This is a genomic window from Schaalia cardiffensis F0333 (assembly GCF_005886435.1).
GTDB classification, from domain to species: Bacteria; Actinomycetota; Actinomycetes; order Actinomycetales; family Actinomycetaceae; genus Pauljensenia; species Pauljensenia cardiffensis.
Map to the genome: position 1 here is coordinate 575,361 of NZ_CP040505.1, position 15,000 is coordinate 590,360.

Annotated in this window: 12 protein-coding genes; 9 read left to right on the plus strand and 3 right to left on the minus strand. The window is 58.4% G+C overall.

What is annotated here, in order from left to right; genetic code table 11:
* Window positions 1–128 precede the first annotated feature (128 nt).
* Both FFA61_RS02315 and FFA61_RS02320 read left to right on the plus strand, forming a co-directional pair.
* Window positions 129–878: a glycosyltransferase family 2 protein gene (locus tag FFA61_RS02315; RefSeq protein ID WP_005962024.1), complete on the plus strand. Its 750-nt coding sequence runs from the start codon at window positions 129–131 to the stop codon at window positions 876–878.
* Window positions 878–1,267, plus strand: coding sequence for a DUF2304 domain-containing protein (locus tag FFA61_RS02320; RefSeq protein WP_005962022.1), 390 nt, complete (start codon window positions 878–880; stop codon window positions 1,265–1,267). Before FFA61_RS02315 ends, FFA61_RS02320 begins: the two co-directional genes overlap by 1 nt.
* Window positions 1,268–1,416: 149 nt before the next feature.
* Here FFA61_RS02320 and FFA61_RS02325 read toward each other — a convergent pair whose 3' ends face one another.
* The 3 genes from FFA61_RS02325 to FFA61_RS02335 all read right to left on the minus strand — a co-directional run bounded on the left by FFA61_RS02325 (window position 1,417) and on the right by FFA61_RS02335 (window position 5,299).
* The gene (locus tag FFA61_RS02325) at window positions 1,417–2,304 is read right to left on the minus strand and encodes a glycosyltransferase family 2 protein (protein WP_005962020.1); all 888 of its coding nucleotides are present in this window, start codon (window positions 2,302–2,304) and stop codon (window positions 1,417–1,419) included.
* A 127-nt stretch (window positions 2,305–2,431) separates the two neighbouring features.
* Window positions 2,432–3,457, minus strand: a complete 1,026-nt coding sequence (locus tag FFA61_RS02330) for an acyltransferase family protein (RefSeq protein WP_005962018.1) — start codon at window positions 3,455–3,457, stop codon at window positions 2,432–2,434.
* 102 nt (window positions 3,458–3,559) lie between these two features.
* A complete protein-coding gene (locus FFA61_RS02335; protein WP_131247155.1) occupies window positions 3,560–5,299 on the minus strand; it encodes a hypothetical protein in 1,740 nt (579 codons plus the stop codon).
* A gap of 178 nt (window positions 5,300–5,477) precedes the next feature.
* Between FFA61_RS02335 and FFA61_RS02340 the strand changes: the two genes are divergently transcribed.
* The 7 genes from FFA61_RS02340 to FFA61_RS02370 all read left to right on the plus strand — a co-directional run bounded on the left by FFA61_RS02340 (window position 5,478) and on the right by FFA61_RS02370 (window position 14,929).
* Complete coding sequence (locus FFA61_RS02340; protein WP_005962014.1) at window positions 5,478–7,253, plus strand: rhamnan synthesis F family protein; 1,776 nt, start codon at window positions 5,478–5,480, stop codon at window positions 7,251–7,253.
* Window positions 7,254–7,349: 96 nt separating this feature from the next.
* Window positions 7,350–8,207, plus strand: coding sequence for an NAD-dependent epimerase/dehydratase family protein (locus FFA61_RS02345; protein WP_005962012.1), 858 nt, complete (start codon window positions 7,350–7,352; stop codon window positions 8,205–8,207).
* A 39-nt stretch (window positions 8,208–8,246) separates the two neighbouring features.
* Window positions 8,247–10,145, plus strand: coding sequence for a rhamnan synthesis F family protein (locus tag FFA61_RS02350; protein ID WP_005962010.1), 1,899 nt, complete (start codon window positions 8,247–8,249; stop codon window positions 10,143–10,145).
* The gene (locus FFA61_RS02355; protein WP_005962008.1) at window positions 10,142–11,341 is read left to right on the plus strand and encodes an acyltransferase; all 1,200 of its coding nucleotides are present in this window, start codon (window positions 10,142–10,144) and stop codon (window positions 11,339–11,341) included. The genes FFA61_RS02350 and FFA61_RS02355 overlap by 4 nt, the downstream gene beginning before the upstream one ends.
* A gap of 105 nt (window positions 11,342–11,446) precedes the next feature.
* Window positions 11,447–12,313, plus strand: coding sequence for an ABC transporter permease (locus FFA61_RS02360; RefSeq protein ID WP_005962004.1), 867 nt, complete (start codon window positions 11,447–11,449; stop codon window positions 12,311–12,313).
* A 5-nt stretch (window positions 12,314–12,318) separates the two neighbouring features.
* Window positions 12,319–13,548, plus strand: coding sequence for an ABC transporter ATP-binding protein (locus FFA61_RS02365; RefSeq protein WP_005962002.1), 1,230 nt, complete (start codon window positions 12,319–12,321; stop codon window positions 13,546–13,548).
* A gap of 154 nt (window positions 13,549–13,702) precedes the next feature.
* Window positions 13,703–14,929, plus strand: a complete 1,227-nt coding sequence (locus FFA61_RS02370) for a hypothetical protein (RefSeq protein ID WP_131247153.1) — start codon at window positions 13,703–13,705, stop codon at window positions 14,927–14,929.
* Window positions 14,930–15,000 lie beyond the last annotated feature (71 nt).

The window sequence follows — 15,000 nt, forward strand, 5'->3', positions numbered from 1 at the left end:
CCTTTTGCCTCCGCCTCCCCAGCGAGAAGACAAAAGGAGGGTGCAGTACCCGGGCATGCCCTTGCCGTGTTCGCACATAGCGGCGATAGGATGAACGGGATCATCCGTTCGTATCATCAAGGAGCTGTATGCCGGACAAAAGCCGCAACATGCTCATCGTCATCCCCGCGTGGAACGAAGAGAAGGTCCTCGGCCCCGTCCTCGAAGAAGTGAAGACGGCCGTCCAGGACTTTGCCGATATTCTCGTCGTCTCCGATGGCTCGACCGATGCGACGGCATCGATCGCCAAAGCCGCAGGGGTTGCGGTGCTCGACCTTCCCCTCAACCTCGGTGTTGGGGGAGCGATGCGCGCCGGATACGTGTACGCAGTGCGCAAGGGCTACGACTATGCGGTTCAGCTCGATGCCGACGGTCAGCATGATCCGCATGAGATTCCCGGGATGCTCGACGCTTTGAAGGAAACGGGCGCAGACCTAATGATCGGCGCCCGCTTCGCAGGAAAAGGAGAATACGAGGCTCACGGGCTTCGCATGCTCGCCATGAAATTCCTCTCCGCGGTTTTGTCACGAATCTGCGCAACCCGTTTGACGGACACGACATCGGGTTTCAAACTCTCAAACCGTGCGGCTCTGAGCTACTTTTCGAAGAACTACCCCGCCGAATACCTTGGAGACACAATCGAGGCACTGGTGATGGCGGCCCGCGATGGGCTCGTGGTACGCCAAACCGCTGTGGAGATGCGCCCGAGAGCCGGGGGAACGCCCTCCCACGGTGGATTCGCTTCCGCGAAGTTCCTCATGAGGGCTTTTCTTGCCCTCGGAATCGCCATCACCCGACCCAAGTCTGGGACGAAACTCGAACGTGAGGTGCAAGCCTGATGCAGTCGACGTATCTGCTTGGAGTCCTTTTCGCCATTGTCATCCTCATCGCGGTGTTCTTCCGTTTGAGGAACTCGGGGATGAAGGAGCGCTACGCGACCTGGTGGATCGTCATCGCGCTCGCCTCCGTTATCGGTTCCTTCTTCCCGCAGCTCCTCCACGCTCTCGCGCACGCCCTCGGCATCCAGGTGCCCCTCAACCTCGCCTTTTTCGCGGCGGGCATTGTGATCCTCCTGCTGACTCTGCGTCTGTCCGTCGACCTCTCACAGGCCTCCGAGGAGAGACGCACTCTGGTCGAGGAGATCGCGATCCTGAACTCCGATATGGGCGTTCTTCGCGGCAAGATCGCGGCGCTTGAAGCGTCGAAGGGCTCCGATTCGAGGGACTGAGTCGCCGGGTTCTGGGCCTGAGCGCCTCCGATTCCAAGGAGTGAGGAGCGCCTCCGATTCGAAGGAGTGAGAGCCGCCCCGGACGGACTGTGGAATCAGGCCTCAGGAGCCGCTCGTACTCCGAACGGAATCAGCCTCAAGGTGAAGCTTCAGGATCTGAAGGCATGCGAGGCCAGCATCTTCACGGCCTTCGTATCCTTCGTTCGGATTGCCTTGGGCAGAAGCGCGACCGCGTGGGCGCGTGATGTCGAATGGAGCTTTGCGGCTCGGACAGCCGCACTCCAGCCATTGCGCTTGGCGATCTTCGCCGCCAACTCGAAATAGCGCTTCTCCCCATCGAATCTGCGACCATCGAAGAGAGCGGTCGCAGATGCGGACTCATTATGCCTGCGATAGGAGAAGCACACGTATGGGTCGAGGAGCAGCGCCTCACCCGCGGCGATCATATCGATGATGAGCGCAAGATCCTGGATGATCGGGAAGCCCTCACGGAAAGGAGTAGACACAAGGGCCTCGCGCTTGAACACGAGGGAAGGCCAGTACAACCAATCGGCCCGAAGAAGAGAGGCCGCCAGATACTCGCCTGAGAGGAGTCGCGGCACCCGAGTGCGCGGCATGGTCAAGCGCTTAATCCGGTCGACGAAAGGATCAACGGTGCTTCCCGTGGAGTCGATGATGCGTACACCGGGCTGAATGATCGCGGCCGCCGGGAAGGCATCGTGCATTGAAAGGACGCGGGAGATGAAATCTGGGTGGGGGATATCATCGCATCCGAGGAGCATGACAAGATCTGCCGTGGCGAGGGAGACGCACTTCTCGTAGTTTGCGGTGATCCCAAGATTGCTCTCATTGCGCAGGTATGAGATGCGCTCGTCGGCGAGGTTTCGGAAATACTCGGCGACACTCGGATCAGGGTAGCAATCGTCGACGACGGTTAAACGCCAATCGGTGCAATCCTGTGAGAGCACGGCTTGCACCGTCTCGAAAAGGTAGGCGGGCTCGCCCCAGAAGGGGAGCATGATGTCGATCGAATGCATGGTGTTCTCCTGGATTGGCGGTCATCAGTCATCTTAGGGGAGACAAAGATCTGCGAGTTGACTGATTCGGGGCTTCGCCGTCCTTCACAGCATGTCGGTGGATTCTGCTCTCCGCCGTCCTTCAGGGTCAGTGAGCGGGCTTACGGATATCACCCCAAGGGTTGCGGCCACGAACCCAGCGCATCGCTGCACGCTCAATGCCGAACCAGGAGGCTGTGGCAAGTGCGCAAGTGATGAGCAGGGTAATGAAGAGGAAGGGCCAGAAACCGAGGAGGTGAACCTTGAGGGCGATGAGGAACTGAATGATCGGGAAGTGGAAGATGTAGACCCCGTAGGAGATGTCATGGACCTTCGTGAAGCCCGGAGAGGGGAGGACCGAGCCGAAATAGAGGACGAGGTATGCCATTGTCGGGGAGGCGAGCTGTTTACCGAAGGCTGGGAAGTACCAGATGAGCAGCAGTGAGATCACTGCCGCGATCAATGCGTACAAGTGACGGATCGGCAGACGATCGCGTAGCTGATACACCATGGCGCCGCCCATGAAATACGGCGTCATGAAGATCAAGAGCTCCAGGTCGTAGTTGTTTCCGATGTAGGGCCTGAGCTGTGCGATTCCCATATGAGCGAGGGTGAAGAGAACGAAGAGGCCAGTGGTGGGCCAGACTCGCTCGCGGATGAACTTCCACGACATGAAGACACCAATGATGATGTAGCACCAGAACTCGTAGGACAGCGACCAGAGGGAACCGTTCCAGGCGCTCAGAGGATGCGTGGAAAGGGTAGTGCCGATGTGGTAGTAGCTGACCTTAAGGAGAAGGTTAGAGTACACATAGTCCAGGGGAGTCGGGGAAGTGCCGAAGTAACCGTCGATCGTGCCCGACTCGATGTACATCGTCAGGGGCGCCAAGAAGAAGGCCACGAAGATGAGGACGAAGACGAATGCGGGGAAAATCCTCACGACGCGGTTGATGAGATAAGGGCCGGCGTCCGAACGGATTCGGGCCCCAGTGATGAGATAACCGGAGATCCCGAAGAATCCGACGACCGCCCAGGAACCGAGATGTTGCCCGAAGATGACGACGCCGTCTCCGGATACTGTGAGCAGCTGCGCATGGGAAAAAACCACGAGAAGCGCGAAGACGAGCCGGAGCATATTGAGGGAGTTATTTCGAGTGGAAAGATCTCTTGGAGTGAAGAGTGTCAACACGTCTAACCGATCTGTGGGCATAGTCGTCAGGGGAGCGAAATGTGGGAATCAGTCGTCGAGGGTCAGAATCTCGACGTCGTGGCGAAGGCCGCAGTAGGACAGGCGGTTCTTCGTAGTCTCGTAGTTCTTGCTTGAGGTGACAAGTGTTGCGTCTTTGTCCCAATCGCGCAGGAGAGGGCAGAGGAGATTGTAGTAGTGCTCGTCCCAGGCGCGGTAGGAGTGGGAGCGTACATCGTGATTGGTCGGGGCGGAGAATTGGATGAGGAAACGGTTCCGATCTCCGTTGAACTCCATGACTTCCGCTTGGCGCCAGAACGCGATCGCCTCGCCCTTATGGGCATCGAAGACCTCGACGAGCTCGTCGTAAGTGCGTTTCTCCTGAGCCGAGGGAACGATGATATCGCGAGCCAACATCGGCACGAGAGTTTTGCGTATGCCCAAGTAGGAGGAGGGCAATACGACGCCGACTATGAGAACGAGAACGGAAAGAGTCCCGAAACAGACGCGCAAAAGTACGCGTTTCCGCTTTGAGAACTGCGTGCCTTTAGGGGTTGCGAGAGCCGTGAATGTTTGAGCGATGAGTTCTGTGCCGATGATCATCGCCATGGTGATGGTGATGATCCACAGCATCTTCAAAGGGTAGTAGCCCCACGGAGAGTCTCCGATCTCACGGAGGGAAGCGAGGTAGAAGACCGAGAGCCAACCTCCCAGAGTCATTGCACCGATTCCGAGGACGGGCGCGGAATGACGCTGTGGGACGAGTGCTCCGTACAGGAGCTCGAGAAGCATGAGACCAATCGCAGCAAGAAGGAGGTGATCCTGGAAGTCTCCTGCGAGCCCGCCGGGACCGGCGGTGAGGTAGTCGCCGTCGGCGCGAAGAGAGGGAAGGGAAACTCCCAGGAAGAAAACGACGACGAACCCCCATGAGAAGAGAAGGAAGACAAGTTGGAGAGCCGTCGACCTTTGAGCTTCGCTATCAGAGAGACGCAGGAGGAGAGCGAGGAGCAGGAGGAAGCCAGGAATGAGGGACGCGGGGGACCATGTGGCGAGTGTGATGACGATGATGAGGGCGAGCCAGGCCATTGACTCGATCGTGTGCATCGTCCGGAACACGATCCATGTGAGGATGAGGACCAGGTAGATCACGGGAATGTTCATGTACCCCTGGTACATGACCGCACCGAAGATGTGGCGGGTGAAGGGGACCCAGCCTGCGAAAAGAGCGGCGGCGATGCGCCAGGGGAGGGGAACGCCTTTGAGGAGGTTGAAGGCGAACCATGCGCCGAAGACGCTCGCGACGACACACACCACGGTCGTTGCCGCAATATTGCCGTAGAGCATGGTGAGCAGATCGGGGTAATCCGTTCCTGGACCGTAGAAGAGCGAATTGATGATTGCGGTCACGAAAACGGGCTTCGCCTCGTCTCCTTGTCCTAGGCCGCCGCGCATATGGATGGTCATCGCCTCGATCGAATTCATCACCATGTCATTGCGGGTGAATTGGATCGGGACTCCGCCCTGGTAGAAACCAATGAGTCTAAGAATGCCGGCAACTCCAATAATGGAAGGAGTGAGGATCACAGGCAAAGCGCCCAAGGAGCGCAGACTCAGGTTCTTGCGATGACGCCAGAGGACGAGGACTACAAGGAAAGCGAGCAGGAGGATCGCGCCCCAGAAGACGAGGGCGATCCCTGTATGGATTCTCCCCCCGATCATGGCGATCGCCATGATTCCGAGGAAGAAGAGGATGGCGGCCTTTGCGGAGTCGCGGAGTACAGGAGAATCCATGCGTTTCAGCCTACCGGACCCTTTTCTCATCGTCTCCATCACTCGTATCGCCTTAGTCACGTCGATTCTTGAAAGCAAAAAGCCTGCACATTCCCCATCAGTGCCGATAGCGGGGAGGACGCGGGGACCGTTATCGTGGAGTGTGTCCCTTGTGCCTCCACGACCTGGGAAGTGCCATATGAGTGTCACGCGCGCCGCGGTCTGTCTCTTCTACGATCAAGCCGCTCGTGTCGACGAATATATGGAGCTCGTGCTGCTCAGCCTCCGCCCCTTCGTCTCCCGCTTCCTCTTCGTCGCCAACGGAGCGCTCCACACGGAAGACGAAGCGCGTCTTCGTCTGATCGTCGACGAGGTCATTGTTCGTGAGAACGAAGGCTTCGATGTCGGGGGATACCGAGCGGGCCTGGAGGCGATCGGATGGGAAGAACTGGGCGCCTTCGATGAGCTCCTCCTCTTCAACAACACTTTCTTCGCGCCGATCAATCCTTGGCACAGCGTCTTCGAAGCGGCGGCCGCTCATTCCGAGGCGTCTTTCTGGGGCTTGACTGAGGCGCCGGAAGTCCGCCCACATCCTTTCGCCGCCAAGCGTGTGATGCCCCGACACATTCAGTCGCATTTCATCGCCGTTCGCTCCCCGTTGCTTAAGGACCCGGAGTTTCGCTCCTACTGGGAAGGAATGCCTCCGATCCGCTCCTACCTCGATTCGATCGAACACCACGAGTCGCGCTTCACCGAGTACTTCGAATCCTTGGGTCATTCCTCCTACGCCGTTTATCCCGCATCCGCTTATGCGAGCGAGAATCCCTCGATCCTCGAAGCGGGTGAACTGCTCGATGCGGGCTGTCCGATCCTCAAACGTCGGATCTTCTTCCACGATCCGAGCTATTTGGATGATCATGGTGTCAAGGGCATAGAACTCATCTCGAAAGCTGTGGAGCGGGGATATCCCGAGGACCTCCTCCTTGCCGGAGTCGCCCGCGTCGCCCCGCCCCGTGTTCTTCTCGTGAATGCAGGTCTCGTCGAGGCCGTCGATGCTTCCACCGCCCCCTGGCCGGATGAGCGCCTCGTTCTTCACGCCATTGTCGATTCTTCAGCGTCCCTGTCCCGTTTGAGGGGGCTCCTTTCGGCCCTTCCCCCTGAAACCAGGGCGGTCATCTCGTGTCGCGAGGAGTTCGTCGAGCAGGTGCGCGAGCAGAGCTCAGCGTTCCCTCAGTGCCTTGAGATCCAAGTCGAACCCTGCTTCACCGCAGTCTTTGAGGGGGAAAGTCGGCAGGAGCGAGGACGTGGACGATTCTCGACAATGCTCCGACTCCTTGCGCAAGAACCCGAGGATGCGCGCAGCCTGTATATCAACTGCGGGGACCTGGGTGATGAGGATCGGGATTCGATCCTGAATGATGCGGATCTGCTCAGGTCTGCGCTTGATCTGTTCCGTACACGTCCAAGGCTTGGCCTGCTCGTAGAGGTGCGTTCCGCGACCGAGGACGAGGCCCCACTGCACCCCCTGAAGCCTGAACGCTTTGAAGCGGTGAGGAATGCCGCGCTCTCATTGGGAATCACCGCGCCCCTCGACTCTCGCCTCCCATTGCTTGAGCCGTCCGCGCCTTTCGCCATTCGTGCCTCGTTCATCACCGCGTGTGCGCACGATCCCCTCAGGGACGAGGACGCGGCTGTGAATGCTCTTACAGTCGAGGAAGAAGAGCTCCTCATCGCATCGGCGGTTGCTTCTGGCGGATTCCACATGCTCCAAGTCGTCGGACCAGGTCAGGGGGGAAGGGAATTCGCGCTTGAGCAGTGGCGTCATGACGCGGCTCGTTGCCGCCCTGATGGGCATAGGGGCGGATTCGCTCAGCGAGCCGCTTTTCTCAGGTCCTTCATCAAGTCCGCTGCTCCGGGTCTCGCCCGCGTGATCGTGCCCGCATACAGGAGGCTGAAAGGAGTCTTCGGCCGGTGAAGCGAGGCGAACAGGGGTGCGGGCCGCAGCGGGATAGGGCTTGGCGCACCGGAGAAGCCTGAGGTGAAAGCGGGCGTGCTGATACAATCCCGAACCATGGTCAAGTCTGTTCTTGTCACTGGTGCGGGTGGCTACATCGGTCGACATGTCGTGAAGAGCCTCCTCGACAGGGGCCTCGAAGTGAAGGCTCTCGACATTCGTTTCGAGGGCGTTGACGAGCGCGCTGAGCGCGTCAGCATTGATCTGTTCTCTGGCGACGCCGATATTTACGAGCAGATGGGCCGCCCCGATGCCGTTCTCCACATGGCCTGGCGCGACGGTTTCAAGCACAACTCTCCGGCTCATCTCGACGATCTTGCCAAGCACTACCATCTCATTGAGAACCTGTACGCCGGTGGCCTCAAACAGCTCGCCGTCATGGGGACGATGCATGAGGTCGGGTATTGGGAAGGCCCTATTGACGAGAACTCGCCCTGCGCCCCCGCATCCCTCTACGGCATCGCGAAGAACGCACTGCGCGAGACCGCGATGCTGTCGGCACAATCTCATGGGGCGACCCTCCAATGGATTCGCGCCTACTACATCGTCGGCGACGACAAATTCGGAAACTCGATCTTCTCCAAGCTTCTTTCCGCAGCGGAAGAGGGGAAGACGAGCTTCCCGTTCACAAGCGGTAAGAACCTCTACGACTTCATCTCCGTTGACGATCTCTCCGATCAGATTGCCGCGATCCTCGACCAGGACGAGGTCGTCGGCATCATTAACGCCTGTACCGGCCAGCCGATGTCTCTCGCCGAGCGCGTCGAAGGCTACATCAAGGACAACGCCCTCGGTATCTCCCTCGAATACGGAGCCTTCCCTGATCGACCCTACGATTCTCCGGGAGTGTGGGGCGACGCGACGAAGATCCGCCAGATCCTCAAAGCCGATCATCGCCTCCTCGGCCGTGAATGAGACGAGTGAGCGGTCCTCACACACCTCGATGGGAGCCCAATGATCCTCGGTGAAAAGCCTTCTCGACTCGGAATCTTCTTCTTCTTCGATGCCGAGGGGCAGGTGGACACCTATGTCGAACGCCTGCTCGAAGGCATGAAGCCCAATCTTGACGAGCTCGTCGTCGTCGTCAACGGCGCCCTGAACGACAAGGGGCGCCATCGGTTTGAGAGCTTCGCAGATCAGCTCATCGTCCGGGAGAACACCGGCCTTGACGTCTGGGCCTACAAGACCGCCCTCGATGCCTATGGGTGGGAGCGCCTCGTCGAATTCGACGAGCTCGTCCTTTTCAACGCAACGATCATGGGTCCGGTGCATCCCTTCGAAGAAATGTTCGGCGAAATGGCGGGCCGTGACCTCGATTTCTGGGGTATCACAGGTTTCCATGCCGTGGACGAGGATAGTGACTTGTCGGCCGAAAAGGTTCGAATCCCAGCCCATATCCAATCGCATTTCCATGTCTACAGGCGTTCCCTTGTCGAATCGGAGCCCTTCCAGAGCTACTGGGACGAGATGCCCGAGATTCGTGACTACCAGGATTCCGTCTCGAAACACGAGAAGACCTTCACAGCACGCTTCGAGAAGCTCGGTTTCACCTCCGGCCTGTACATTGACACCTCCGATCTTGAAGAGATCACCGCGCATCCGATCGTTTTTCAAGCGAAGAAGCTGCTCGCCGAACGCCGATGCCCGATCTTCAAACGCCGCTCCTTCTTCCACGATTACGAAGACGTTCTCTTCCAGGCCGTTGGTAACGCTGCCCTCGACTTGTACGAGTACCTGCGCGATGAGACCGACTACGACACGGACCTCATCTGGGAGAATCTCCTGCGCACTGTTGAACTCACCGACCTGGTGAAGAATCTTCAACTCACGTACGTGCTCCCAACCGGGGCCGTGATCACTGAGCCGAAGCCGAGCAAGGTCGCACTCATCATGCACGTGCACTACATGGAGCTCCTCCCGCAGATGCTCCATTACGCCGCGTCGATGCCCCCCGATTCCGATCTCATCATCACGGTCGGCTCAGATGAGAAGGTCGCCTTCGTTGAAAACGCCTGCAAGGATCTGACGCAAAAGCTGATCGTCCGTAAGATCGTCAACCGCGGCAGAGACGTCTCAGCACTCCTCGTCGGCTGCGCCGACCTCGTCATGGATTACGACCTCGTCTGCTTCATTCATGACAAGAAGGTCGCCCAAGTTCAGCCGGGAACCGTTGGGGAGGGTTTCGCACTCAAGTGCTTCGAGAATGTCGCGCCGAGCGCCCAATTCGTCTCCAATGTTCTTGCGCTTTTTGAGAAAGAACCTCGACTCGGCCTTCTGTCCCCGACTCCTCCGAATCACGCAGACTACTTCCCGATCTCCTCATATGCATGGGGGCCGAACCTCGACAACACGAAGACGCTCCTCGCTGAGCTCGGGGTGAAGGTGAAGATCCACGAGGAGAAGGGGTTGATCGCCCCGCTGGGCTCAACCTTCTGGTTCCGTCCGGCAGCCATGCGCGCCCTCTTCGAGAAGGGCTGGGCCTACGAAGACTTCCCGGCTGAACCTCTCGGGGGAGACGGTACGATCAGTCACGCCATCGAGCGCTCCTACGCCTATGTTGCTCAGAACGCAGGCTATTTCTCCGCGTGGCTCTTCTCCGACAGGTTCGCGCGCATCGAACTAACGAATCTCGCCTTCTACACGCGTGAACTCACCCGTGTCCTCGCCTTGCACACCAACTTGGCGAAGGAACGCGACATGATCAAGTGGGGAATCCTCAATTCTTCCGCTTGGCGGGTCCTCCGGGCAGGAGTGCGCCGCAAACTACCGAAATCATTGCTTCCCGCAGCTACGGCCGCTTACCACGTGATGCGCGCGGCGAAGAACAGCACTCGGGGAGGAGAGGAACAATGAGCCGCACTCCTTCTGAGAAAGGCGCCGTGAAAGCACGGCGCGAAAGGGTCTTCTCGATCGACCTCGTGCGAGCGACGGCGACGATCCTCATTGTCATCACCCACTTCAACAACCCCTTCTTCTCCCAGGGGGGCTACCTCCTCGCGAACCGTCCCTTCGGCGTGTACATCGGCGACCTCGGCGTCTCACTCTTCCTCATCATCTCTGGAACCGTCCTCGCGCTGAATTACCGGCAGCCGATTGATGTGAAGAGCTTTTACTGGAAGCGCTTCAAAGGCATTTACCCGATGTTCTGGACCGCGTGGGTCTTGGGAACCCTCTACTTCTTCATCGATTCGAAGGGACACCCGCTCAATGCGGCGCCCGTGAAATCGCTCATCTGGACGCTCTTGGGCATTGACGGGCTCGTCGCGAATTTCCATCTGACGACGGCGTACCTCCTGGGAGAATGGTTCCTCGGATTCATCATCATCTTCTACTTGGTGTTCCCGCTCTTGAGCTGGGCGATTGAGCGGTTCCCGAAGACGACGGCGCTGATTATCGCTGCGCTGTACCTTGGTTCGATCTTCGGGCTCGGTGCCGCAACTGATGTACCGATGTCCGTGATTCTGACGACGCGTCTTCCCGAGCTCGCCTTCGGCATGTACCTCGTCCGTTTTTCCGCGAGCATCCGACCCCACATGGCGATTCCCACGGCACTCGTCCTCCTGGCTTTCGAAGCACTTGACCGTTTCGGAGCTTCTGGGGCAGCTGCGCTCGTGAACCATGCGGCCTTCAAAGATCTGTCCACCACCATCGTCGGACTCGCCGCTTATGTTTTCCTCATTGCGATCGCGGATTTCGTGTCAATACGTCCGCTCCGGGCGCTCGTTGCACTCATCGCGAAGTACTCCTACCCGATCTTTTTGGTGCACCACGTCATCATCTACAAGCTCTTCACCATGTCGAGCATCGACTGGATGAGTTTCAACCGCGTCCAGGTTGTCACTTTCTTCTTCGCGATTTGTGCTCTCGTATTCGCTCTCGCCGTGGCCCTTGACGCGGTGACCAAGCGGATCATCGTATTCACGAGCGCGGCCTTTGAAGGTGAGTGGTGGCGTCCTGCCATCTTCTCTCTGCCCAAGGTGGACTCCCCGTCTCAGGCTCAAGATGCTCGACCATCTGCGGACGCGAGGAGCCACGCCAATGAACGTTGACTCTGTCATGAGTGCGGGAGTGAGCGCCCCTGTGCAAGAGCATCACTCCTTCACCGCACCCGCATGGATTCGCAGCGGATTTGATGAACAGGAGGGAAAGGTCGAATGAGTGGAATCACCGATCAGCGCAAGGGCGAGTGGCAGCGGATCATTGATCTGACCCTCCGTTTCACGCAACGCTCAGTATCCTCCGAATTCAAGGGCACGGCCCTGGGTCGACTCTGGTCCCTCATCAACCCTCTGGCAACCGTCATCGTCTTCACCATCATCTTCGGACTGGTGTTCAGGGGCTCAGTCGAACCGGGGACGAACTCCGGGATCGACTCTTTCGCGCTCTGGATCGGCATCGGTGTGTTGTGCTGGACCTTCCTCTCGAGCGGAATCATCAAAGGAATGAACTCGCTCGTCGACAATGCCGGACTCCTCACAAAAGTCTATTTCCCGCGTCAGATCCTCGTGTATTCAGCGGTTCTCGCGCTCGTTGTCGACTTCATGTTCGAGTTGCTCGTCCTCGTCGCCATCGCCTTGATCGTCGGGGGCCCCGGGGTACTCACAATGGTTCCCCTTCTCCTCGTCATCACGCTCCTCACTGCCCTTTTCTCGACAGGCCTCGGCCTGATCCTTGCTGTCGCGACCGTCTACTTCCGCGACATCTCCCACCTGTGGCAGATCTTCAATCAAGTCTGGATGTACGCCTCCGGGGTCGTCTTCTCCCTCAGCGTGCTCGGAGACGTCGAGAAGAGGTTGTACGAGATGGGCTGGTCCTTGGGCGGGCGGCCACTGCCGATCACGACCCTCTTCCGTTTGAATCCTGCGGAGACCTTCCTGGAGGCGTTTCGCGCCTGCCTGTACGACTTCGCGCCCCCTTCCCTTCCCGTGCTCCTCGCGTGCATCGCCTGGGGCATTGGGATGTTCCTCTTCGGCAACCTTTTCTTCTCGCGGTACTCCGCCCGCATTGTTGAGGAGCTCTGAAACACATGACACCCCACGCCATCACTGCAAGCGGTGTTTCAAAGAAGTTTCGTCTCTACACGAATCGGAACCAGTCCCTCAAGAGGGCCTTCCTCCAGCGTTCACGCGGCAGTTACGAGGACTTTTGGGCTTTGCGAGATGTTTCTCTCGAGATCTCCGAGGGGACGACCTTCGGACTGCTCGGCCATAACGGTTCCGGAAAGTCGACACTGCTCAAATGCATCGCGAAGATCCTCACTCCCGATGAAGGAAGCATCTCCTCGAGCGGACGTATGGCTGCGATGTTGGAAGTCGGCTCCGGCTTCCACCCTGAGCTTTCTGGACGCGAGAACATCTATCTCAACGGCGCAATCTTGGGAATGAATCGCAAGGAGATTGAAAAGAAATTCATTGATATCGTCGACTTCTCCGGAGTCGGCGACTTCATCGATCAGCCGGTGAAGAACTACTCCTCAGGCATGTACGTGCGCCTCGGCTTTTCCGTGTCGATCCACGTCGAGCCGGAAATCCTCCTCGTCGATGAAATCCTCGCAGTTGGCGATATGGCCTTTCAACGCCGCTGCATGTCGAAGTTCGCGGACTTTCGAGAAGAGGGACGCACAGTCGTCGTCGTCTCCCACGGCCTCGAGCAGATGCGCACTTTCTGCGATGAAGTCGCCTGGCTCGACCACGGTCGCCTCCAGGATGTCGGCCCAGCCGCCGAGGTCATCGACAAGTACTCCGTCGTCGCGAATGAAGTCGAAGAGGTCGAGGGCGGCGGACGTCACTTCGGGACAGGGGAGGCGAGGATCGACAAGATCGAGCTTCTTGATGCTTCAGGGCGTTCAGTCGAACGACTGGAGGTGGGGCAGGAGGCAACGATTCGGATGCACTACACCTGTCAACAGCCCATCAAGGGCGCTGTCTTCGGAGCTTCTATCGACACGCTCGAGGGGACGGTCGTGTGGGGCCTGCACGGCTTGGATGCCGATTTCGTCCCCGAGACCCTCCATCCCGGTAACGGGCATGTCGACCTGAAGATTCCCCAGATGATGCTGAGGCCGAATGAGTACCTCATCTCCGCTGCGATTCAGCCTTCGCACCTGACGGGTGTGGTCGATGCCTTCCAAAAAGGAAAGCGCTTCGAGATGATGCCCGGCCCGCGAATGGAATCAGGAGGGCTTGTTGCTCTCGGTGCCCGTTTCACGGCGATGGAGCCCCCAACGACGATGATCGATTACCACACCCAGCGTTGAAGGAACGAGAAAGCACGATAAACTCGTCAGAAGGTGGAAGAAGATGAGCCACTTTTACAGCCGACTCGACGGTTTTTTCCAAAACTCAAGGAAGAGCTGGGCGGGACTTGCAGTTTTCTATAGCGTGATCGCTTCGGCTTTGACCCTCCCCTTCATGAAACTGCACCGTGCTTTATCTGTCTATGACGAGTTCCAATACATCGATGCGGTTGACAAGGCGCGTCGATGGGATGTGGTTCTTTCCGGCGACAAGACGGATCAGTACGCCAGAATCCTGGCGGCCTGCAGGGGAGCGGGCCTTGTTCCCGAATACACGATCTATCAGGGCCCCTGCGCTTCTTCGGTCGCAGATACTGACACTTTCATCCAGGGGTATACCTCGGCGGACATTCATTCGCCCCTCTACTTCTTCGTGACCGCTTGGCTTTCCTGGCCACTCCAAAGACTCGCGGGGCTCGAACTCCTCACTGCTGCGCGCCTCACTGGAATCATCTGGCTCGCCCTGGGAATGCTGGTCCTCGCGTGGGCTCTTCACCGTCTGGGTGCGCATAGCGCAGTCGTCATCGCCTTGCCCATTGCGGTGGCATCGATGCCGGTATTCAGAGTGACGAATTCCTATGTGACACCTGATGCCCTGAATCTTCTCGCAGGTTCTTTGATCCTGACGAGCGCTTTCCTCTATGCGCGCGGCGAATCGAGTCCATGGATCTTCATTGCGGCGTCATCGCTTTTCTCGATCGTGAAACTGCAAAACGTTTTCGCGGTCGTCGCAGCCCTCCTTTTCCTTTTCTGGAGGGCAGGAGCATCGTGGAGATCTCGACGAGCGGGTGAACGGATGCACCCAGGAATGCCGGATCTTGCTCTCATGACGATCATTCCCTTCCTTGCAGCACTGTCATGGCTCGTGATCCGAAGGTTGACGGGGGTCATCGTTGACCGACCAGCTCTTGACGGGCCTGCGAACTACACCATCAAGAGCCTGTTCACCACGATTGATGACGCTGTGAAGATCATCTTCCAAGGCAATGGGGGGTGGGGGATCTCCACACCCGAATCGTTTTTCGTCTCCTTACTCACGTGGGGCCTTTTCGCAGCGCTCATCGCAACCGCCTTCTTCGATGTCGAAGCCAGCATGGACGAGCGGGTTTTCGCCCGAGCCGGCCTCGTGAGTCTTCTGGCGATCGGTCCGATGTCGATCGCGGTATTCGCACTCGTGTTCCATGCGCATATCGATGTGCTCTCCCGATACGTCATGGTCCTCGTCCCTCTTCTGTGCCTACCGGCTGCGAAGCGCTTCACGAGGCACGGCTCGCCCGCGCTCGTCTGCGTATTCGCATTCGCAGCCTTCGCGTATGCGGTGCTCTTGCGGACAGTGAACTGAGTCGGAGGCTTTTTCGACAGCGCTCCGCCTGCGCTTGCACCCCTGCCGACCTTGCACCGAGAATCCGTTTC

Bases quoted from the DNA above. Each gene is read 5' to 3' on its own strand.
- FFA61_RS02315 (WP_005962024.1), top strand. From the start codon at position 129: ATGCCGGACAAAAGCCGCAACATGCTCATCGTCATCCCCGCGTGGAAC.
- FFA61_RS02320 (WP_005962022.1), top strand. From the start codon at position 878: ATGCAGTCGACGTATCTGCTTGGAGTCCTTTTCGCCATTGTCATCCTC.
- FFA61_RS02325 (WP_005962020.1), bottom strand. From the start codon at position 2,304: ATGCATTCGATCGACATCATGCTCCCCTTCTGGGGCGAGCCCGCCTAC.
- FFA61_RS02330 (WP_005962018.1), bottom strand. From the start codon at position 3,457: ATGCTCCGGCTCGTCTTCGCGCTTCTCGTGGTTTTTTCCCATGCGCAG.
- FFA61_RS02335 (WP_131247155.1), bottom strand. From the start codon at position 5,299: ATGGATTCTCCTGTACTCCGCGACTCCGCAAAGGCCGCCATCCTCTTC.
- FFA61_RS02340 (WP_005962014.1), top strand. From the start codon at position 5,478: ATGAGTGTCACGCGCGCCGCGGTCTGTCTCTTCTACGATCAAGCCGCT.
- FFA61_RS02345 (WP_005962012.1), top strand. From the start codon at position 7,350: ATGGTCAAGTCTGTTCTTGTCACTGGTGCGGGTGGCTACATCGGTCGA.
- FFA61_RS02350 (WP_005962010.1), top strand. From the start codon at position 8,247: ATGATCCTCGGTGAAAAGCCTTCTCGACTCGGAATCTTCTTCTTCTTC.
- FFA61_RS02355 (WP_005962008.1), top strand. From the start codon at position 10,142: ATGAGCCGCACTCCTTCTGAGAAAGGCGCCGTGAAAGCACGGCGCGAA.
- FFA61_RS02360 (WP_005962004.1), top strand. From the start codon at position 11,447: ATGAGTGGAATCACCGATCAGCGCAAGGGCGAGTGGCAGCGGATCATT.
- FFA61_RS02365 (WP_005962002.1), top strand. From the start codon at position 12,319: ATGACACCCCACGCCATCACTGCAAGCGGTGTTTCAAAGAAGTTTCGT.
- FFA61_RS02370 (WP_131247153.1), top strand. From the start codon at position 13,703: ATGAAACTGCACCGTGCTTTATCTGTCTATGACGAGTTCCAATACATC.